This is a genomic window from Flavobacterium sp. HTF, assembly GCF_003105115.1.
Lineage (GTDB): Bacteria > Bacteroidota > Bacteroidia > Flavobacteriales > Flavobacteriaceae > Flavobacterium.
Genome location: NZ_QETH01000001.1, coordinates 140075 through 161590, shown reverse-complemented (window position 1 = coordinate 161590; position 21516 = coordinate 140075). Strand labels below are relative to the sequence as shown.

Annotated in this window: 25 protein-coding genes; 9 read left to right on the top strand and 16 right to left on the bottom strand. The window is 35.3% G+C overall.

The window, feature by feature from the left end:
• Window positions 1-7: 7 nt before the first annotated feature.
• The 5 genes from DCO46_RS00695 to DCO46_RS00675 form a co-directional block, all read right to left on the bottom strand.
• A complete protein-coding gene (locus tag DCO46_RS00695) occupies window positions 8-388 on the bottom strand; it encodes a DUF805 domain-containing protein (protein ID WP_116750672.1) in 381 nt (126 codons plus the stop codon).
• 104 nt (window positions 389-492) lie between these two features.
• Window positions 493-915 (bottom strand): DUF805 domain-containing protein, encoded by a 423-nt coding sequence (locus DCO46_RS00690; RefSeq protein WP_116750671.1) that lies wholly within the window; start codon window positions 913-915, stop codon window positions 493-495.
• Window positions 916-1002: 87 nt separating this feature from the next.
• Window positions 1003-1284 carry a TM2 domain-containing protein gene (locus DCO46_RS00685; protein WP_116750670.1) on the bottom strand — a complete coding sequence of 94 codons (282 nt, stop codon included), beginning with the start codon at window positions 1282-1284 and terminating at the stop codon, window positions 1003-1005.
• A 14-nt stretch (window positions 1285-1298) separates the two neighbouring features.
• Window positions 1299-1724 carry a DUF805 domain-containing protein gene (locus tag DCO46_RS00680; RefSeq protein WP_116750669.1) on the bottom strand — a complete coding sequence of 142 codons (426 nt, stop codon included), beginning with the start codon at window positions 1722-1724 and terminating at the stop codon, window positions 1299-1301.
• Between the two features lie 189 nt (window positions 1725-1913).
• Window positions 1914-2864 carry a 2-hydroxyacid dehydrogenase gene (locus DCO46_RS00675; RefSeq protein ID WP_116750668.1) on the bottom strand — a complete coding sequence of 317 codons (951 nt, stop codon included), beginning with the start codon at window positions 2862-2864 and terminating at the stop codon, window positions 1914-1916.
• A 182-nt stretch (window positions 2865-3046) separates the two neighbouring features.
• On the opposite strand from DCO46_RS00675, the gene nhaA reads away from it, so the two are divergent.
• Window positions 3047-4189 (top strand): Na+/H+ antiporter NhaA, encoded by a 1143-nt coding sequence (gene nhaA, locus DCO46_RS00670; RefSeq protein ID WP_116750667.1) that lies wholly within the window; start codon window positions 3047-3049, stop codon window positions 4187-4189.
• Between the two features lie 4 nt (window positions 4190-4193).
• Window positions 4194-4727, top strand: a complete 534-nt coding sequence (locus DCO46_RS00665) for a hypothetical protein (protein WP_116750666.1) — start codon at window positions 4194-4196, stop codon at window positions 4725-4727.
• Window positions 4728-4791: 64 nt separating this feature from the next.
• Here the strand turns inward: DCO46_RS00665 and proC are convergent, their stop codons facing one another.
• From proC to DCO46_RS00625, 8 genes are all read right to left on the bottom strand, one after another.
• Entirely contained in the window at window positions 4792-5568 is a 777-nt protein-coding gene (proC, locus tag DCO46_RS00660) for a pyrroline-5-carboxylate reductase (protein WP_116750665.1), read from the bottom strand.
• Between the two features lie 112 nt (window positions 5569-5680).
• The gene (gene mgtE, locus DCO46_RS00655; RefSeq protein WP_116750664.1) at window positions 5681-7030 is read right to left on the bottom strand and encodes a magnesium transporter; all 1350 of its coding nucleotides are present in this window, start codon (window positions 7028-7030) and stop codon (window positions 5681-5683) included.
• Window positions 7014-7799 carry a 16S rRNA (adenine(1518)-N(6)/adenine(1519)-N(6))-dimethyltransferase RsmA gene (gene rsmA / locus DCO46_RS00650; protein ID WP_116750663.1) on the bottom strand — a complete coding sequence of 262 codons (786 nt, stop codon included), beginning with the start codon at window positions 7797-7799 and terminating at the stop codon, window positions 7014-7016. The genes mgtE and rsmA overlap by 17 nt, the downstream gene beginning before the upstream one ends.
• Before the next feature lie 134 nt (window positions 7800-7933).
• Window positions 7934-8245 carry a DUF4286 family protein gene (locus DCO46_RS00645; protein ID WP_116750662.1) on the bottom strand — a complete coding sequence of 104 codons (312 nt, stop codon included), beginning with the start codon at window positions 8243-8245 and terminating at the stop codon, window positions 7934-7936.
• Window positions 8246-8391: 146 nt separating this feature from the next.
• On the bottom strand, window positions 8392-10173 hold the full coding sequence (locus DCO46_RS00640; protein WP_116750661.1) for a tetratricopeptide repeat protein: 1782 nt from the start codon (window positions 10171-10173) through the stop codon (window positions 8392-8394).
• 101 nt (window positions 10174-10274) lie between these two features.
• A complete protein-coding gene (serS, locus tag DCO46_RS00635) occupies window positions 10275-11546 on the bottom strand; it encodes a serine--tRNA ligase (RefSeq protein WP_116750660.1) in 1272 nt (423 codons plus the stop codon).
• A 187-nt stretch (window positions 11547-11733) separates the two neighbouring features.
• On the bottom strand, window positions 11734-12273 hold the full coding sequence (locus DCO46_RS00630) for a hypothetical protein (protein ID WP_116750659.1): 540 nt from the start codon (window positions 12271-12273) through the stop codon (window positions 11734-11736).
• A gap of 128 nt (window positions 12274-12401) precedes the next feature.
• Window positions 12402-12887 carry a DUF6252 family protein gene (locus DCO46_RS00625; protein ID WP_116750658.1) on the bottom strand — a complete coding sequence of 162 codons (486 nt, stop codon included), beginning with the start codon at window positions 12885-12887 and terminating at the stop codon, window positions 12402-12404.
• Window positions 12888-13194: 307 nt separating this feature from the next.
• Between DCO46_RS00625 and DCO46_RS00620 the strand changes: the two genes are divergently transcribed.
• The 6 genes from DCO46_RS00620 to DCO46_RS00595 all read left to right on the top strand — a co-directional run bounded on the left by DCO46_RS00620 (window position 13195) and on the right by DCO46_RS00595 (window position 17106).
• Window positions 13195-13905, top strand: a complete 711-nt coding sequence (locus DCO46_RS00620) for an immunoglobulin domain-containing protein (RefSeq protein ID WP_116750657.1) — start codon at window positions 13195-13197, stop codon at window positions 13903-13905.
• Window position 13906: 1 nt separating this feature from the next.
• Window positions 13907-14503, top strand: a complete 597-nt coding sequence (locus DCO46_RS00615) for a hypothetical protein (protein WP_116750656.1) — start codon at window positions 13907-13909, stop codon at window positions 14501-14503.
• Between the two features lie 10 nt (window positions 14504-14513).
• Window positions 14514-15206 (top strand): outer membrane beta-barrel protein, encoded by a 693-nt coding sequence (locus tag DCO46_RS00610; protein WP_116750655.1) that lies wholly within the window; start codon window positions 14514-14516, stop codon window positions 15204-15206.
• A gap of 216 nt (window positions 15207-15422) precedes the next feature.
• Entirely contained in the window at window positions 15423-15866 is a 444-nt protein-coding gene (locus DCO46_RS00605; RefSeq protein WP_116750654.1) for a protease complex subunit PrcB family protein, read from the top strand.
• A 13-nt stretch (window positions 15867-15879) separates the two neighbouring features.
• On the top strand, window positions 15880-16161 hold the full coding sequence (locus DCO46_RS00600; protein ID WP_116750653.1) for a hypothetical protein: 282 nt from the start codon (window positions 15880-15882) through the stop codon (window positions 16159-16161).
• Between the two features lie 42 nt (window positions 16162-16203).
• Entirely contained in the window at window positions 16204-17106 is a 903-nt protein-coding gene (locus DCO46_RS00595) for a PhzF family phenazine biosynthesis protein (protein WP_116750652.1), read from the top strand.
• A gap of 69 nt (window positions 17107-17175) precedes the next feature.
• Here DCO46_RS00595 and DCO46_RS00590 read toward each other — a convergent pair whose 3' ends face one another.
• From DCO46_RS00590 to DCO46_RS00585, 3 genes are all read right to left on the bottom strand, one after another.
• Entirely contained in the window at window positions 17176-17403 is a 228-nt protein-coding gene (locus DCO46_RS00590) for a CDGSH iron-sulfur domain-containing protein (RefSeq protein ID WP_116750651.1), read from the bottom strand.
• A gap of 119 nt (window positions 17404-17522) precedes the next feature.
• A complete protein-coding gene (locus tag DCO46_RS22590; RefSeq protein ID WP_165828775.1) occupies window positions 17523-17693 on the bottom strand; it encodes a hypothetical protein in 171 nt (56 codons plus the stop codon).
• Between the two features lie 101 nt (window positions 17694-17794).
• Window positions 17795-19294, bottom strand: a complete 1500-nt coding sequence (locus tag DCO46_RS00585; RefSeq protein ID WP_116750650.1) for a family 43 glycosylhydrolase — start codon at window positions 19292-19294, stop codon at window positions 17795-17797.
• Window positions 19295-19459: 165 nt separating this feature from the next.
• Here DCO46_RS00585 and metG point away from each other — a divergent pair, with 165 nt between their 5' ends.
• Entirely contained in the window at window positions 19460-21514 is a 2055-nt protein-coding gene (gene metG, locus DCO46_RS00580; RefSeq protein WP_116750649.1) for a methionine--tRNA ligase, read from the top strand.
• Window positions 21515-21516: the final 2 nt, after the last annotated feature.

The following is a 21516-nucleotide window of genomic DNA, read 5'->3' as shown; positions in this document are numbered from 1 at the left end:
ATGATCTTTATTCTTGTCCAATCTGATTGATTTCTTCAAGTTGATTTTTAGGATCTGCACCGTATTCATTTGGCCCTTTTTCTCCTTCAGTACATGCTAATATTAAATTGTATACAGGAATAAGAACAAACCAGCCACTTTTTCCAACATCATGCATTCTTCTTACAGCAACTGCAATAGAAGGAATTAAAACTGCCATGTTGTATATTAGTCCTAATATCCCTGTTTTTGACGGTCCAAAAGTTAAACCTGCAATACCATCTACTATACCCAGTACAATTGAGATGATAACATTTGCTAAGAAAAACATCCAATATTCCTTTCTTCTGGCTCTGCCATTAAAATTAGCATAATTCTCTAAAACTACCTTTTTGTACGTTTCTAACATAATATTTTTTTTTTAAAATTAGAGCGCAAGATTATATGTTTAAAAACATAACCACACTCGTAAAAGTTATTTTTATAACAGGAAAAGACATTTGTCTGTCGTGATTAAATTGCTTCTTTCCCAATTTCTTCCATTTCATCAAACGTATCTTTTGGATCTGGTCCATAATTATTTAAACCAAAATTCCCTTCAGTACACATTAAAACCAGTATCCATATTCCGCCAATAAACGGTACAAAACGAATAAAATAAAACCATCCGCTTTTTCCAATATCATGTAATCTTCTTACAACTAATGCTAAATAGGGTATTAAAATAGCCAGAAAGTAAAGACCACAAAATCCAAATGCTACAAAAAAAGCATCATCTGCATTATCGAAAAAGCTTCCCAGAGATATTCCCAGTCCTATAATAATCAGGAAAATTAAAATTTGCGCCAGTATAAAATACCAGTATTCACTTCTTCTGGCTCTGCCATTAAAATTTGCATAGTTCTCAAAAACTACTTTTTTATACCATTCAATCATAATTGATTTCTATATTTTTAAATTATCCAAGTTTGGAATTATCCTTAAAAAGAAATCCCATTCTTTTCGAATGGGATTTTCTGTTATTTAGAACCAGCCTTTCTTACCAACCTGGTAAGTCTGGTAAAACTCTTCGTCTGTTTTTGTCAGGTATATAATACCTTCGATAAGTCCAATAATTCCTCCAATTGCCCCACAGCTAACAATGCTGATTACAAGCTGAATAATTCCTTCTTGTGTGTATCCTAAGATAAATTTATGCACTCCAAGTCCTCCTAATAAAATAGCAAGAATTCCTGCAACAACTTTTTTATTTTCTTCTCTTGGTGCTTGTGGAGTATTCCACGATTCTGGTTTTGTAGTTTCCATAGTTTATATATTATTTATTGTAATTCAACTTTTCCAATTTCGTTAATCTCTTCTATTTCATTTTTAGGATCCGGACCATATTGATTTGGGCCACGGTTACCTTCTGTACAGAATAAGATTAATATCCAGATTCCTCCAACAAACGGAATAAAAGCAACTAGATAAAACCAACCGCTTTTTCCAACATCATGAAGTCTTCTCACTACTACACCTAAGCCAGGAAGAATAGTCGCCAGAGTATAAAGACCAAAAAGAACATATCCGATAATTCCTCCGGTAAGAGCATCTCCAAAAATTCCTCCTACTACAGCTCCTATTACAACTAATAAAATAGAAATTAATGCATTCGCAAGTGCAAAATACCAATATTCACTTCTTCTTGCACGACCTTTAAAGTTTGCATAGTTTTCAAAAACCACCTTTTTGTACCATTCAATCATAATAATAAATTAGTTAGTTTATTCCTACTCTTTCGGATTTTCGGTTACTCCTTCTTCTCAAAAAATTATCTTATTTAGATTTATTCTTTAAAAAATTTCGAAGCAATATTATTAAAAATTAACAAATAAAACTAATTATCAATATAATATTTACAAGAAAATGCTCGTTATTTAAACCCAAAACAAATGTTAAGAAGAAGCATACAGTGCTTTAATTTTATCTACAATTACCTGAGCCAGCCGCTCATGGCTTTCAAACGTCCATCCCGCTATGTGAGGAGTCAGCAAAACATTTTTAGCTTCCAGTAAATACTGAAAAGCTTCGGGAGTGTTTTTATCCTGAAAAAGGGTTTCAAAAGATAATTTCTCATACTCCAGAACATCCAATCCGGCTCCAAGAATCTTTTTAGACTTCATTGCTTCCACTAAATCTGCTGTGACAATGTTTTTACCGCGTGAAGTATTTATAATCCAAAATGGTTTTGAAAATGCATTTATAAAACCGGCATTTACCATTTTGTCGGTTTCGGGTGTCCATGGAAGATGCAAACTTAAGACATCTGCCTTTTCCTGTAATTCCCGGAGCGATACCTGTGTCGCATTTTCATCTCCGACATTATCCAAAATATCATAACATAAAACCTTGGTTTCAAAACCACGAAGTTTTTTTGCAAAAGCTTTACCCATATTTCCGTAACCAATAATCCCAACTGTTTTTAAATCCAGTTCGTGACCACGGTTACTTTCCCTGTTCCACTGTCCGGCTTTTATTTCGGCGTCGGCCTGGTTCAGATTATTAAATAATGATAAAATTACGCCAAGCGTGTGTTCTGCAACAGCGTTGCGATTACCTTCCGGTGCCGCTATCAGATTGATTCCTTTCGCTTCAGCATACTCACAATCAATACTTTCCAGACCCGCTCCCACTCTAGCAATAAATTGCAAATTGACAGCTTTATCCAGAAAAGTTTTATCAATCTTAAAACGGCTACGGATTACAATTCCGTTATAATCCTGAATTTTGGCTTCAATTTCTTCTTTATCAGATTTAAAATCCGCATGATTTTCAAAACCAGCTTCTTCCAGCTGTGCCCAAAGAATAGGGTTATTACTATCTATATGTAAAATTTTAGTGCTCATTTCTTTTCATTTAAATGTGAAACAAAAATACAGCTTATTCTTTATTATTGAATTTGAAAATAAGCTTCACATTCAAACAAAATGTAGTAAATTTTTTATTGGGCATATTTTTTTTAACTTTGAAGGTAACCGCGTATTTGCATTAATCTCATTACATTTTAAATCTGCAGAATCTTTCTACAATGAAAATGACCAAAACTTTTAAAGCTTTTTTTGAAAATGAAAAATCCGGAGGGATCATTTTGCTGTTTGTGACTATATTATCACTTTTACTGGCAAATTCTTCTTTTCAAATACCTTATGTTTCATTTTGGGAAAAGGATTTTGGTGGTCATTCCATCACACACTGGATAAACGATGGTTTAATGACCATTTTCTTTTTATTAATTGGTTTAGAATTAGAACGCGAAATTTATCATGGTGAATTATCTAATATAAAAAACGCTGCATTACCGATAATGGCTGCTTTTGGCGGCATGTTTATCCCGGCATCAATCTTTCTGGCCTTAAATTATGGAACTGCGACCCAAAATGGGGCAGGAATTCCAATGGCCACGGATATTGCTTTTGCCATTGGAATCTTATCCCTGCTGGGGAATAAAGTTCCTGCATCACTAAAAATATTTTTAACCGCACTTGCCGTAATTGACGATCTGGGCGCTATAATTGTTATCGCTGTTTTTTATACGAATTCAATCTCCTTCGTAAATCTTGCTATCGCTTTAGGAATTTGGATCTTTCTTTTTATTCTGAACCGAAAGAAAGTGTATAATATCATTCCGTATTTAATTGGCGGAGTTGCCATGTGGTATTTTATGCTAAACTCCGGCGTTCATGCTACGATTACGGGGGTAATTTTAGCTTTTGTTATTCCGTTTGGAGATGGCGGAAAAAAATCAACCTCGTACAAGTTGCAACACTTCTTACATAAACCTGTTGCTTTATTCATACTTCCACTTTTTGCAATTGCAAACACCTGCATATCAATAGAATCAGATTGGCATACGGGTTTAAGTCATCCTAATACAATTGGAATTATTTTGGGGCTGGTTTTGGGAAAACCGATCGGTATTTTGCTTTTTTCTTTCATCGGAGTTAATTCCGGTATTTGCACTTTACCGAAAAGCCTGAAATGGAACCATATTCTGGGAGCAGGAATGCTGGGCGGAATTGGTTTTACAATGTCCATTTTTATAACCATATTGGCTTTTCAGAATCCTGAAACAATTGTATTCTCAAAAATTGCAATTCTGATAGCTTCTACGCTTGCTGCAGTTTTTGGATTTGTCTATCTGAAATATTTACTAACCCGAAAAACGGATTAAAAAAATGAATATCCAAAAGAAAATCTTCTATATCTCTACTTCTCTTATTGTATTGGCCTGTAATAATAAAATTCCCGAATCCGGTATTGAAACAACCCAATCGGAGCAGTCTGTTCTTCTTCAGGCAAATAAAAGCAAAAATTCTATCGAAGGAATTTATACAACCCAAACGGAACCTGGCAATAACAGTGAATGTAAAGTGTCTATAGAAATAATTAAAACCAAAAGTGGTTATAGCTACATTTTCAAAACAAAATCGAAAAATTTAAAAGGTATAGCTCTGCTAACAGAAGAATCGGGAGAAAAAAATTTAGTTTTAAAAGGAATCCAATGGGATTATTATGAAGGCGATATCAGTGACGAAGAGGAAAATGATTCCATTTCAGAATCGGGTTCTAAAGAAATGGAAATTCCCGTTGACATTGATGCCAGTTATGTTCAGGATACACTCACTATTCAGAATTATGGGAATGCAATGAATTCTTACACCAAGATTGAAGATTGTGGAAGGAAATACATTCAATTGATTAAAAAATAAAATTCCAAATACCGACTCTTGAAGTTGGAATTTGGAATTTTAGATATTACAATTTTCTTTAAAACTATCCTTTAATCTGTTTCAGGGAAGTCTTAATTCCTTTGATTAAAGACGAACTGAAACCATTATGTTCCATTTCGTTCAGACCTACAATTGTACAGCCTTGTGGAGTTGTAACACGGTCGATTAATTGTTCCGGATGTACTTTTTCTTCCAAAAGCATTTTAGCGGCTCCTTTTACCGTTTGGGCAGCAATTGCCAAAGCTGTATTAGAATCGAATCCTATTTCAATTCCGGCCTGCATAGAGGCACGAATGTAACGTAATGCATATGCAGTACCACAGGCACCCAAAACTGTCGCTGCATCCATCAGTTTTTCATCGATTACCGGAGCAGTTCCTAAATCCTGAAATAAGTCAACAATCGGTAATGCTTTTTCCCTGTCCTTTTCCGGGAAAGAAATACAAGTTGCCGATTCTCCGAACTGCGCTGCAATGTTTGGCATGATGCGAACTACAGGATATTCGCTATTAGTTTTGGTTTGCAGCATATCCAAAGATAAACCGCTTACGGCAGAAGCAATTGTTTTGTTTTTGATAACTGGTAAGATTTCGGCAAAAACGGTATCTACCTGATAAGGTTTGATTGTCAAAATTACCACATCAGCTTCCTCAATATTATGTTTATTATCTGAAGATACTGTAATCCCGTATTCTGTCAGATACTGAATACTGGCAATATTTCTTCTCGTAACGGTAACCTGATTGTTTTTAGAGAACTTTGCAATTCCCAGAGCTATAGAAACACCAAGGTTTCCTCCTCCAATAATGTGTACTTTCATCTTGGTTGGTTTTAATTTATTTTCGGCTGATTTACAGCATATTTTCCCGTCACAAATTACAGAGATTTTATAGATTTTAAATCACTATAATAAATGAATTTGTGGCAAAAATCTAAAACCCGAGAATTATTTTGGCTACTCCAAAATAAAGCATAATTCCAAAAACGTCATTGGTAGTGGTAATAAACGGCCCTGTCGCAATTGCAGGATCAATTTTATTTTTATGAAGAAAAAGCGGTACAAGGGTTCCTAAAATTGCAGCAAACATAATCACCACTATCATAGAAATCGAAATGGCTATTCCAACTAAATACTGTCCGTACATGAGAGAGTGATATCCAAGCAGAAGCAGCGAAATTATACTTCCGGAAATCATCGAAACAGTAAGCTCTTTACTAAAATAACTTCTGCTGAATTCTTTCAAGGTTCCGTTTGCCAAACCCTGCACAACAATTGCAGATGCCTGAACTCCAATATTTCCGGCTGTAGCCGAAAGCAACGGCACGAAAATAATTAAGGTTGAATATTTCTGAAAAGCGGTTTCATTGTCTTTTAAAACAAAAGAAGCGACAATTTCGATCACCATTCCTATCAAAAGCCACGGTAAACGTGCTTTTGTTAATTCCAGAACACTGTCATTTGTTTCAATGTCCTGTGTAATACCCGCAGCTAACTGGTAATCCTTATCGGCTTCGTCCTTGATTACATCTACGATATCATCAATTGTAATTCTTCCAACAAGTCGGCCTAATTCATCTACAACCGGAATCGCTTCCAAGTCATATTTTTGCATAATACGTGCTACCTCAACATCTTCGGTATCTACGTTTACAAAATTTAACTTACGGATATAAACGTCACCAATTTGTGTTTTGGTAGAAGAAGTCAATAAATCTTTTAATGATAATCTTCCTTTTAATCGGTTCTCATCATCAACCACATAAATAGAATGTACCCTGGAAACGTTTTCTGCCTGAATACGCATTTCTTTTACACAAGTAAGTACATTCCAGTTTTCGTTGACTTTGACCAGCTCTTTCCCCATCAGACCACCCGCTGTGTTTTCATCATAGCGTAATAGATCGACAATGTCTTTTGCGTGTTCAACGTCAATTAACTCCGAGATAACTTCTGCTTTGATTTCCTGCGAAAGTTCCGCAATAATATCGGCAGCATCGTTTGTCTCAAGCTCATCAAGCTCTTCTGCAATTTCTTTTGGTGAAAGGCGGCTTAAGATATTTTCACGAAGGTCATCTTCCAATTCAAGAAGAATCTCTGCGGTTTTATCACTATCTAAAACCTTAAAAATGTAGGTTGCTTCGTCAAAATCCAATTCATCAAGGATTTCGGCGATATCGGCATGGTGAAGATCATTAAGTAAAACTTCAAGTTCATTGTCATTTTTCTTAACGATATGCTCCTCTAATTGCTGGATAAATTCTTTGCTAACTTTGAACTCCATCGGCTTCTATTTTTTGAGTCAAAACAATAAATTCGTCAACGCTAAGCTGCTCCGGACGTTTATCAAAGATAATGTCTTCTCGCAATTGATCTGATAAATTTAATGTTTTCAAACTGTTACGTAATGTTTTTCTTCTTTGCTGAAAAGCCGTTTTTACAACCGTAAAAAATAACTTTTCACCACAAGGAAGACTATAATCTTCCTTTCGGGTCATTTTCATCACACCCGACTTGACCTTGGGCGGAGGAATAAAAACATTTTCGTCAACAGTAAATAAATACTCTGTATCATAGAAAGCCTGGGCTAATACGGATAAGATTCCGTAAGCTTTTGAGCCTTTTTTCTCGCAGATGCGTTCAGCAACTTCTTTTTGAAACATTCCTGAAAATTCAGGAATCTGATGTTTGAATTCTAAAGTTCTGAAAACGATCTGTGTTGAAATATTATAAGGGAAATTTCCAATAATAGCGAACTGCTTATTTTCATAAACCTCCTTAATATTGTATTTCAGGAAATCCTGAGAGATAATTTTATCTTTTAATTTTGGATAATTTTCACCCAAATACACCACCGATTCTCCATCAATCTCGATCACGTGTGTATTAACTGGCTTGTCAAGCAAATATTTAGTGAGCACACCCATCCCTGGTCCTATTTCTAAAACCTCATCATATCCCTTTAAGCTCAAAGTATCGGCAATTGCTTTTGCGATGCTTTCATCTTTAAGGAAATGCTGTCCTAAATGTTTTTTGGCTTTTACTTTTTCCATTTTTTTTCTTGTTTTGCCACGAGGGCGCAAAAGTATTCTTTTTGCAGCGAAGACTCAAAGGCTCAAAGCTTTATTTTTTGGCTTTTTTGCAACGAAGGCTCAAGACACAAAATTTTTATTTTAATTTCTTTATTCTAATGCTCCGAAATAACTTCCAATTCTGTTCTGAATGAAAGCATCTTATCAGCAAATAACTCCAGAGCTTCTCTGTCAAATTTAGGCTGATCTTCAAGATAATACTTTTCTAAAATCTCTTTATTATCAGTTGTATACTGCACAGAATAGGTTACGCCTCCCATTTCTTCTTCAACCAGAACTTTTACAATTCGGGCAGATGAAAATTTTTGGGTTGCTAAGATTTCCGGTATGTGTTTTTCCTGCATCCATTTTAACCATTGGTCATGAACGCTTTCGTGTATATTGGTGGTAACGTTGTAAATAATCATTTTTTCTAAAGGTTCTGAGATGCTGAGATTCTAAGCTGCTGAGTTTTTTTACTGTTGGTTTTAAAATCTTTTGCAAATCATCATATTACTAATTCTTTTTGTTTCGTCCCGGGACTTCGGGATGGAATTTGCTTTTTGGTATTTAATTACAAATTCTTATCTCCTCTTAATTCACGGTATTTTTTCCTCGCATCAACAAAGTAAATACTATCCTGATGATTGAAAATTACTTTTTCATATAAAGGCTTTGCCTTTTCTGTATCTTTTAATTCGTCGTTGTATATTTCTGCAGAAAAAAACAATGCTTCGTCTACATAAATTCCGTCGCTGTGATGGTCAATTATTTGCTGGTACTGGCTTAACGATGAAGCATAATCTTTCTGGCTTTCGTAAATTTTCCCTAAACGCAACATTGTTACAGCTTCTATTTCCTGCCCTTTAAAACTCTTCAGAATATTCTGAAACTGGGCAATAGCTTCGGGTTTTTTATTTTGGTAAAGCAGAAAATCTCCTTTTGCAAATTGCTTTAATGCCGTTTGTGTCGAGTCTGCAACCGTATTATCATTAATCAGTAAAAAATATTCAAGAGCATCATTGGCAATCAATTGTGTGTTGGCTGACTTTAATTCCTTGAATTGTTTTAATGCCCATTCAAAATCAGTTTTATAATAACTTGTTTTTGCTGCTTTTAAACTTGCTTCATGCGACATGACATCATTCTTAAGATCCAGCTGAATCTGTGAATAATAAATCAGTGCCTGATTGAATTTTTCTTCCAAAAGCAAAATATCACCCAGTTCCATTTTGGCATCTGCTCTTTGATATTCGTTCAGATTAAGGTCTAATGCTTTTTTTATTATTGCTTTGCCTTCCTCAGGTTTTTTTAAATTAAAAGCCAGAAAATGTGCCTGAATGATTTGCAAAGATAAGCTAAATGGAGTTATTTCGTAGGTAGTAAGCAATTGCTGCAATTCTGCATTTATTGCCGGATAATCTTTCTCCTGAGATTTAGCTATTTTAATTTCCATTAAACGCGCATTGGTCTGAATCAGCAGATCTATGTCTTTGGTATTTAAAAGAATGAAATTTAAAATCTCTTCGGCTGTTTCTGTATCATCTTCGTTTAAGGCAAACTGACTAAGGTTCACAATACTGATTAACGACTCCGGTTCTCTTTTGTAAATCGCTTTTTCCTGAATAAAGGCTTTTCCAAATTCTTTTTGCTGTACATAAAACCAGCTTAAATAATGATTCCAAAAAACATCCTGATCTTTTTGTGTTCTAAGGATTAACGCTTTTCGCATCGCATCCTTAAAAGCTGTGTTGTCTGTTTCGCCGTTCATAAAACGCGCTAACTGTGTTTGAATCAGGTTTGAATTTTGAGGATTCTTATACGATTCTGTCAACAGAAGATCAATCATCTGATCAGTCTTTCCGATCTGACCATACAACATTCCGATCTGAAAATTAAAATTATAATTGGGCTGAATTTCCATCGCCACCTGATATGCTTTTAAGGCATATTCCAGCAAAACCTTTTTCTCAAAAGAGTTAGCAATACCGTAAACGTCATTTGAATTGGTTTTTATTTTTTCAATCGCCTGATCGTAATAGTTTTTGGCTTTGGAATCGTTTTTTTGTAATTGAAAATTATAGCCTAATTCAACCAGAAAAACACCTTGTCTGTATCGGTTGTACCTTTCCTGAATTGCTTTTTGGGCTATATCAAACTGTTGCAATTGCTGATAACAATCTACCGTTCTTAAAAAATACTGAGTGTTGGATGGCGAAGCATTTAAAAGCTGTTCGTAACTAATTTTAGCTTTCTCGAAATCTCCTTTATCGTAGTAATACTGAGCTAACTGCTCATTTTGAGAAAACATAAGACCTGACCACAACAAAACGATATAGATAAAGATGTTTTTCATATTTCAGTTTTTAAATGTGGCATTTTAAATAATTAAGAAACCTAACAGGTTTTATCCCGAGGCTTCGGGACTGTTAGGTTTGACTCTAAATTACTAAAAATTTAGTTTATAATATCAAATCCGCAGTAAGGACGTAAAACTTCCGGGATTACGATTCCTTCAGGCGTTTGGTAGTTTTCTAAAATTCCTGCTAAAACTCTTGGCAAAGCCAATGAACTTCCGTTTAGGGTGTGTGCTAATTGGTTTTTACCATCTTTGTCTTTAAAACGTAATTTAAGACGGTTTGCCTGGAAAGTTTCGAAGTTAGAAACTGAACTGATTTCTAACCAGCGATCCTGTGCAGTAGAAAATACTTCAAAATCATAGGTCAAAGCAGATGTGAATCCCATGTCTCCGCCGCAAAGACGCAAAACTCTGTATGGTAATTTCAGCTCCTGCAAAATGCTTTTCACATGTTCTACCATTCCGTCAAGTGCCTGATAAGAATTATCCGGATGTTCGATACGAACAATTTCTACTTTATCAAATTGATGCAAACGGTTTAATCCTCTCACGTGCGCTCCATAAGAACCCGCTTCACGACGGAAACATGGTGTATAAGCGGTATGTAAAACCGGCAATTCGCTTTCGTTTAAAATGACATCACGGAATAAATTCGTAACCGGAACCTCAGCTGTTGGAATCAGATATAAATCATCAATTGTAGAATGATACATCTGCCCTTCTTTATCCGGCAATTGTCCTGTTCCGTAACCTGAAGCCTCGTTTACCAAATGCGGTACCTGAACTTCGTTATATCCTGCAGCTGTGTTTTTATCTAAAAAATAATTGATTAAAGCACGTTGCAGACGGGCACCTTTTCCTTTGTAAACCGGAAAACCAGCACCTGTAATTTTTACACCCAATTCAAAATCGATGATATCGTATTTCTTTACCAGTTCCCAGTGTGGCTGTGCGCCTTCGTGCAAAACCGGAATATCTCCTTCCTGAAAAACATTAAGATTATCATCCGGAGTTTTCCCTTCAGGAACAATATCTGCCGGAAGATTTGGTAATGTGTATAATTTGTTTGTTAATTCGACAGCCAAAGCTTCTGCTTTTTCGCCCAATTCTTTGCTTTTTTCTTTTAGCGAAACTGTTTTTTCTTTTAGGATTGCGGCTTTAGATTTCTCTCCCGCTTTCATCAGCTCGCCTATATCTTTGGATAATTTATTAGATTCCGATAAAGTATTGTCTAATTCTACCTGCGCAGCGCGACGGTTTTCATCTAATTGCACCACTTCTTCAACAACGCTTTTAGCATCGATATTTCGTTTTGCCAAAGCCTTGATTACTTTCTCCTGATTTTCTCTAATAAATGCGATTTGTAACATAGCTTGATTTTTGTAACTATTGTATTTTTTTTATAATGGAAGCAAATTTAAGGAAATGTTTGTTAAGATTGCGGACAAACTTATCGCTTAACTACAATTTCACAGAGTTGTACAAAACAAACACAGATTTTCTAAAGTTTGAATGTAACTTTTTGTTTCATTTTCGTGAATCTCTGCAAAATAAATGCTAATCTCTTTTGATCTCACGTCCTACAAATTCTTCTAAGGCAGCAAACATTTCATCTACAGAAAGCACCTCTGTATCCGGATGAGATTTTAGAAAAGCGGCATTTAATTCGGCCAGATTTTCATCCAGTTCAAAAAACAAATCATTATTCAGTAAATCACGAAACGGATTTGGGCCTTCAAATTTTGCTTTTAGGAACTTCCCTAGTTTGATAGTACTTTGTAAACGCAGTTTTCTGTTTTGTTCCTGAAATAATGCCAGATGTTTTTCGGCACCAATAAATGCAAGACCTTCCTCGATTAATTCGTTCAGTTCTTTGTTCCATCCGGAATCATAAACAAATCTGGCAAAATTTCCTTCGGTGTATTTTGAGGTATAATAATCTAAATAATAACTCATCAATGCGTCTTCGTGAATCAGATCGTCGTCGATTTTTTCTTCACGCATCAGGTTGATTACCGAAATATTAGAATTGATAACATCCTGGGGATTACCGCTGTTTGCTGCGGTTTCTGAAATTATGATTCTGCCGAATTCCATTTTGAGTTTGTTTAACGGGTTTGCTGCAAATTTCGGAGAAAATAATGGAGAAAAGAAATGGTTTTTGAACATAAAAAAACAGCAGTAAACTTTTGCCTACTGCTGTCTTATAATTTATTCAGAAAAAATTAGAATCTCTCTACACTGAAGCGACCTTGTGTAACAGTAAATGTCTTATCACCCTGAGTTCCTGAAAAACTAAAAGTTCCTTCGATTCTGCTAGCGTTTACTTTTGTAATATTGATTGTTCCTGATGTTGCACTGGCATTGGTAAGTTCCGGCTTAAAAGAAAAACTTGCCTGATAAGTGGTTGTAAGGTTTTGCAAATCATAAACTACATTATGACTTCCAACTGTTGGATTTAAAGGCAACCATAAAGTAACTTTTTGATACGTATCATCAATTCCTGTGGAACCTGAAATATTTATATTATCAGAAGAAGAGAATGATGACTCATAAGTGTAATCACTTTCTTTGTACTTGAACTGGATGAAATCTGTTGTCGGTTGATCATCATTTTCATCATCTTTAGAATCATCACTACTGCATGATGTTGACATTGCTAATGTAAAAATAGCAATCGCAAAAAACATAATTTTCTTTAAATCTTTCATTTGGGCTTTATTTTAATTTTATTGAGGCAAATATAGAGTTATTACTACAAGAAAATTGTTAACAGGAATTTTTTTGAGGCTGAAAATATGTTAAATATCTATTGAAAAGCTAAGAAATTCAAACAAAATATACTTATTGTTAAAATCAAAACTAAAAATTGAACTTATCCAAATCAAACTAAATGAGAGAGTTGCCTTTAATTTTTAAAGGGAAAATGTTTTTCCAAAAATAAAAGGAATAAAAAACTTAATAAAATTATACTTTAGCACCTTTTTATACCAAAAACAAACGTTATTCCAGAATTTTATGAAAAAAACTTTACTTTTTTTATTTGCTTTTGTATGTATTCTTTCGAGTTGTTCAAGTGAAGCAGTAGTCTGCTATTTACCTGATGTCACAACATCAAGCAACTCCCCGCTTGTCCCGGGTGGAACATTACAACTAAAAACTCCTTTTGAGGATAATCCTGAATTAAATTATGTCTGGACGGGACCAAATAATTTCCAGTCAAACCTTCCGAATCCGGTAATTGCAAATGTTACCGTTGCCATGGCGGGGGAATATAAATTAAAAACCACCAAAGGTATTTGTGAAAGCAACGAAACTTCGACTCTTGTTGAAATCAATGCGCCAAATATTCCATGTAACCCTAACAAAAATACCATGACCTTTGAAGGTGGTTCTTTTTCTCCACTTACATTCTCAGTGTATACTACAAATTACAATAGCAATTTCGAAATCAGAGCTGGTAATTTGCAGGGTGATCTTACTATAGAATTTGCAAGTGAAGATGTTCCAACACCCGGAGTTTACAGAATTTGCCCGGATTGCCCAACTTCTTTCTTAGAAAAAGATCAGGTTTGTGTAAAATTTAACTACATCGAATATTCTGTTGCCAGAGAAGGCTTAGTATATCTGTCATCATCAAACGGAAAGCTTACGGCAGTTTTTTGTAATGTTATTTTTAAGCCATCTATTTTCACCTTGAATTCATCCGTAAACTTAACAGAGAATTAAAATGAAAAAGTTATTACTCCTTCTTCTTTTTGTCTCGACGTTCTCATTTGCACAGTCATCTTACATCGTTGATAAAAAAGGGAATAAGTCACTTGTCAGGGATGCACTCACAGAAGTCATACTGGTTGACAAAAGAATATCCTATGTTAATGTTGGAAAAAGCTGGGAAAAGTATATCAAGTTCGAAGATCTTGATTATGCCTTTTTAGGTCTTAGTTACTTAAAATCATTTCACTTAAACCAAAAAAAACGAGCTAAGGTATATTTTGTGTTTGCAGAAAAAGAAGACAAAAAACTTATTGGTGTTGCTATAACCGTAACATCATCTACAGCTACCGGGAAGTTTATGTCTTCTAAAACATATTATGAACTATATGTCATTGACAATAACGAAACCATAATAGATCAAATTGATGCAACATCAGGAAGATCAGATGAAAACATAGAACTGCGGGGAAAAATCGCTCCTATGGTCAGAAAGCATTTTTCTGACTGTCCTGAAGTAATATCAAAACTGCAGAAATATGATGTTGCCGACGAAGAGAACAGAAATATCCTGTCTTTTATTTCTGATACTGATTACATTGAATGCAAATAAAATTTAAACAATGAAAAAACTAACAATACTTATCACAATATTCTTTTTTAATTTATCTATTTACAGTCAGGCTCCAAGAGGTTTTTACCTTGCAGCTGGGTTTAACCAGACAGATTTAAAATCATCTGATTTACTTAGTGAAGGCAAACCTGGATTTTATACATCGTTAAATATGCTTATGGGCTATCATGAAAATTATAATTATCAACTGGAAATTGGTTACAAACAAAATAACATAGATGTAAAATATGTAGAAGGTGATTTCAGTGGAGCAAAAACATCAAAATACAAATACGCCGATTTTAATTTTGGCCTTTATTTAAACTACTACATTTTAAAACCTGAAGAAGACGAATTCTTTGTGGGTCCGCAGGCAGGTATATTCGCTACAGTTGTAGACCCGTTTGCACCCGCTAAGGGTTCAGATGTTACGGGGCAATATTATTTACCTTATCTGTTGGATGAAAATGATTTATCAAATTCTTCAAAATTTAATTATGGTGTTGGTCTTGGTATAACGGGAGGATATAATCGTTTTCGATTTGACTTAAGATACAGCTTAGGATTGGTCAATACATTAGGCGATGTTGAAGTAAACAGTTATAATGAAACCAATACATATACCGGACCGAGTCTTAGTGGTAAAACCAATAGTTTGACATTTGGAATAAGCTATAAAATATTTGCTTTCACTAAGGAGTAAATTCATCGGTTTTAAATTTGTTTTGCAATGATTAAGAAGAATCCTTTTGTCTTATTTATAAAGGGTCAATTAAATTGCAAAACATTTTTATATATTAGTTTAAAAATCAAACCATTATTAAAAAAGGCAACGCAACCTTTTATAAAAAAAAATATCTGTTAATAATACGAATCACGCAAGGTGATTCCGTCTTTTCATAACCAAAAAAACAAAATCATGAAACAGATTATTTTATTATTTAGCATTTTATTTTTATTGACAGGTTGCAGCAGTGATAATGATTCAGAAGTATCAGAAGTACAATTTTCGGTAATCGGTCAGGGAAATCATTTTAACGGAAACTTTGAAAGTCCCAAAACAAATCTGGTTATTAAAAATAATGATCAGTGGAATATTTTAAAAAATCGTCTGACCTCTTACTCAATAACTCAACTGAACGAAACTGATATTGATTTTGAAAAGTATCAAGTGATTGCTATTATTGATGAAGTACGCCACAGTGGAGGATACTCTGTCGATATCACAAAAATTAGTCAAACAAAAACAAGCATAATTGTCAATGTAGAGCAGCTGACAAAAGGGGACCTAACTTCTGTAATAACGCAGCCTTTTCATATTGTCAAAATTGCAAAGACTGCTAAAAGAGTAGTGTTCAAATAAATCAATTCCTAAGATGAAAAATATTCTAAAAAATGTGACCCTGTTTTTCATCTTAGGAATTTTCTACATTATTGGCGGAAGCCTTTATGCCATAATTCTAATAACCGGAAATTCTGCCCAGGATGGATTACTTGGGATCTATATTCTTTTTAGTCTGATTCCGGTTTTTATACTTTTATTACTTGAAAGAGTACTGGTTCGGAAATTTGGTAACCAAAAAGTTAACAAAGCACAATTTTATTTTGTTTTATTTGTAGTATTTTTATGGATTGTCAGGACGATTGCAAATTTATGATTTGTCCTTCTGGCAAAAGTAATCCTGAAAAAATATGCATTTATGAAACAAAGAACAACATTAGAATATTACGTATTGGATGTATTTTCCAATACAAGCTATAAAGGAAATCCTTTGTCAGTTGTTTTTACAGATGGTGATTTAGAACTGGAAGTGTATCAAAACATTGCCAAGGAATTTGGCTACTCAGAAACTTCTTTTGTTTATTATTCGCCTGCACAAAAAGCGCTTAATGTTCGTTCCTTTACTCCTATAGGTTTTGAAATTGACGGTGCCGGGCACAATTTACTGGGTGCAGTTTCCGGGGCTTTACTAAAAAAAATGCCCATCTTTAAGGATCAGGAAGAAAACAATCGTTTTGTAATGATGAAAAACGCCCCAATTCCGCTAACCGTGAGTTTTGAGCCTGCAACCGGAGACCCGATTGTACAGATGCATCAGAAACAGGCTGTGATTAAACATCAGGTTCCTACTTATAAAATAGCAATAGCACTAGGTTTTAAGATTGAAGATTTAGAAATCGATATGTTGATTCCTACTGTGGTACAAACGGAAGTTTCACACACAATGGTTCCGGTAAGAAACAGCAAATTACTGAACGAATGTATTCCGGACAGCAAACTATTAATCGAAATCTCAAAAGAGTATCAATTCGAGGGATTTTATTGTTTTGCCGTTTCTGATGAAAATCAGGATCATATTGTTGAAGCCCGCTTCTTTAACCCGATAATTGGTATCGAAGAAGATCCGGCAACAGGCACGGCAGCCGGCCCGCTGATTGCCTTTCTGACCAAAAACAGATATGCAGAAGTGAATAAGGAATATAAAATCCTTCAGGGTGTCAAACTAAACCAGCCTTCTGTAATCGAGGTAATGAACCGCGAAAAAGATGTTTTGGTTGGCGGTTCATCTGTAATCACGATGCGTGGCGAACTTTATGTTTAATTCATTACGATATAGAAATAAAAAAAGCTGCATTATAAAATGCAGCTTTTTTTATTTTGAAACAGAATCTTAGTTTGTTTTCATCGGAGGTAAGTCAAATGCGATCGAATCATGTTCGAAATTATTACGGTGTCCTCCATCGCAGAAAGGTTTGTTTGCAGATAATCCGCAACGGCAAAGACCCAGTGCAGATCTTCCCTGTAAACCGTAAACCGTTCCTTCGGCATCCATAATTTCAAATTCTCCTTCTATTTTTATAGATCCGTTTTTATTGATAATAAGTTTAGTCTTGCTCATAAATTTGCTTTGTTTTTCGCTGCAAAGGTTGCAAAATATATTCTTATTTAAGAAAGGCAAACGTAGTTTAAACTGGTTCTACTTAAATATACGATTTTCTGATCTCAGATACGATTGATTTACTTCGCATCAGATTCGTCAGTGTTCTTCTTCTCATTCATTTTTGCCACTAAAGCTTTTAAACGAAGTGCCCTTTCTCTTTTTTCTTCCTGAATTTTGGCCTTTTTCCGATTGAGTAATTTGGTATGCAAAGCCTTATTCTTTGTGTTTTTTTCAGGTCCTTTTGCCATAATTTTACATCTTAGTTATTGCTTTTGCAAAGATACGGGTTTTGCTGTTTACAGATTTGTTTACCTGGCAAAGTAAAGTCGAACATTTTCGGGATACGAATTTACAAGGTTTTATAAACGAAGTTTTTAAACGTAACACTTCCTTTTCCGATTGAGCAAAGACCAATTCTCAAACCCAGAAAACCACTTAAAACATTGTGGTTGTAAGAAGAAACCTCAACCGAATTTTCTATTTTTTTCCATTCTTTTCCATCAATACTGTAATACATATCGACTGTGTTTTCGATATTTTTAAGTCGAAGAAAAACTTTCTTTTTATGTGTATTCTTTTCCGTTGTAAATTGCCAGCCTCGCAGATTCGTCAAAATATTGGTTTGATCTGCCAAAATTCCCGAAAAGTACCTGTTGTCATAAAAGAGAACCAACCCTCCCGTTGCATCTCCTTCTATTTCCATTTCGACCTCAGCCGTATAAGAATGTCCACCCGGAACTACTACAAGAGGCGAACTGTTTCCGACATTATCCCCTTTTCCTTGTATCGTCAAAGCATTATTTGCAACTTTAAAACGGGAATCTTCCACTCCGTTATAAAACTTCCATTGCGGCTTAAGTACCGTTCCGGAGAAATTGTCTGTCAGAGAAAATTCCGGTAAGGCAACTCCTTTTGGTTTTGTAATCGGTTTATCGGTCTGGATCTCTTTAGGCATTTTGTACCAGCCGTCTTTTGTCCATTCTACCGGCTGCAATAAAGTCTGGCGCCCCAGGTTATAGAAATTTTTCTCATACGCATGAAAAAGCATCCACCATTTTCCGTTTATATCTTCAAAAATCGTGCTGTGTCCTTTAGACCACCAGGTTTCAGAACTGCTTTGCGTACGCAAAATCGGATTGTGCGGCGAATTTTCCCAAGGTCCTAAAGGCGATTTTGATCGGGCAGAAATTACCATATGGCTTGTCGCCGGTCCGGCAGTTCCGCCTTCGGCTACTGTGAGATAATAATATTCACCGCGCTTAAAGAGCTTCGGACCTTCCATACAAAAACATTCAATACTCCATTCTCTGGGTATTTTCCAGCCATCATAAACGTGTTTCAGCTCGCTGGTTACAGAAAGTCCGTCTTTTGAAAGGGCAACATAACCGCCATTACTGAAATATAAAAATCGATTTCCGTTTTCATCCGCAATATGTCCCGGATCTATATTTCCTATTTTTAAATCAACAGGTTCGCTCCATGGACCATTAATAGAGTCAGCAGTCACAACAAAATTGGTATTATTGGCCGGAAAATAAATATAAAACTTATTGTTATACTTTATCAAATCGGGAGCCCAAACCGCACCAACATATTTATGAAGGGCATTCGTTACCGGTTGCCAATTCATCAAATCCGTCGAATGCCAGATTAAAAGTCCGGGATAATATTCAAATGAAGAATGAACCACATAATAATCTTTTCCGTCCCTGAGCAAACTCGGATCAGGATAATCTCCGGCAAAAATCGGATTCGAATATTGATTCTCCTTTAGATTTTTCCCTGATTGCGACTGAGAATAAACACAATAGGAAAACAGGATTAAAAAGGTAAGATATATTTTTTTCATGTTTCTGATATTTTTTTCAAATATAGTCAAAAAGACTATAAGGTTTTTGTTGAAGGAAATTTTGTGATTATTGTGCGGAGATTCACAAAGAAAAATTATCGAATCACTGCGCAATATTAAAATCTCAATTCTATTGCTTATTTTTGCACTCAATAAAATTGAGTTATGATACAGAATCCAAAAAGATATACTATTACGGCTGCTTTGCCTTACACCAACGGACCTATACATATTGGGCATTTGGCGGGGGTTTATGTACCGGCAGATATTTATTCGAGATATTTACGTTTGCAGGGAAAAGATGTTGCGTTTATTTGCGGAAGCGATGAACACGGTGTTGCTATTTCGATGAAAGCAAAAAAAGAAGGTATTACGCCACAGGAAGTTATTGATAAATATGATGGAATTATCCGCAAATCATTTTCAGATTTTGGAATTTCTTTCAACAATTATTCAAGAACTTCTGCTAAAATTCATCACGATACGGCTTCTGAATTCTTTAGGACTTTGTATGATAAGGGAGATTTTATTGAAGAAGTTACAGAGCAGTTGTACGATGCAAAAGCGAATCAGTTTCTGGCAGACCGTTTTGTAGTGGGTACTTGTCCAAGATGTGGTAATGAAGGAGCTTACGGAGATCAGTGTGAAAATTGCGGATCGACTTTGAATGCTACGGATTTGATTAATCCAAAATCAACAATTACGGGAGAAACCCCAATTTTAAAAGCAACAAAACACTGGTTTTTACCTTTGGACAGATATACTGAATTTCTTCAGGAATGGATTTTGGTCGGACATAAAAGCGACTGGAAACCTAATGTTTACGGACAGGTTAAATCATGGGTTGATGGCGGACTTGAGCCTCGCGCGGTAACACGTGACCTTGACTGGGGAATTGACGTTCCGGTTGAAGGTGCAGAAGGGAAAAAACTTTACGTTTGGTTTGATGCGCCTATCGGATACATTTCTTCTACAAAAGAATGGGCAGCCCGCGAAGGAAAAGACTGGGAACCGTACTGGAAAGATCAGGATACCAAATTGGTTCACTTTATCGGAAAAGACAATATTGTTTTTCACTGTATCATTTTTCCGGCAATGCTAAAAGCCGAAGGAAGTTATATTTTACCAGATAATGTTCCGGCAAATGAGTTTTTGAATCTGGAAGGAAACAAACTTTCGACTTCTAAAAACTGGGCGGTTTGGCTGCACGAATATTTAGAAGAATTCCCGGATAAGCAGGATGTTTTGCGTTATGCTTTAACATCAAACGCACCGGAAACAAAAGATAACGATTTTACCTGGAAAGATTTTCAGGCCAGAAATAACAACGAATTAGTTGCCATTTTCGGAAACTTTATTAATCGTGTTGTGGTTTTAACCAACAAATATTACGATGGTGTTGTTCCGACGCCAAATGAATTTACAGAAATTGACGAAGCCACTTTAGCAGAATTAAAAGCCTATCCGGCTGTGATTTCAAGTTCGGTTGAGCGTTACAGATTCCGTGAAGCTTTGGGAGAATTGATGAATGTTGCCCGTTTAGGAAACAAATACCTTGCTGACGAAGAGCCGTGGAAAGTAATGAAAGACAATCCGGAGCGTGTAAAAACTCAAATGTACGTAGCGTTGCAAATTGCAGCTGCACTGAGTGTTTTGGCTGAACCGTTTTTGCCTTTTACAGCGGCTAAACTTTCAAAAATTCTAAACATTAAAGATTTAAGTTGGAATTTGGAATTTGAAGATTGGAATTTATTTCCTCAAAACCACAAAATTGGCGAAGCAGAACTGCTTTTTGCAAAAATTGAAGACGAAGAAATACAAAAACAAATAGATAAATTGGAAGCTACAAAAACCGCAAACCTAGCCGAAAGCAAACAACCGGAACCACAAAAAGACTTAATTCAGTTTGAGGATTTTGCGAAAATGGATATTCGTGTCGGAACAATTTTGGAAGCGGAGAAAATGCCAAAAGCAAACAAACTTCTGGTTCTTAAAGTAGATACCGGAATTGACGTTCGTACCATTGTTTCGGGAATTGCAGAAAGCTTCTCTCCGGAAGAAATTATCGGTAAACGTGTTTCTGTTTTAGCAAACCTTGCTCCAAGAGCTTTGCGTGGTGTTGAAAGCCAGGGAATGATCCTGATGACAACAAATGCAGAAGGAAAATTAGTTTTTATAAATCCGGATGCTGATGCTCCGAATGGTGAAACGGTAAATTAAAC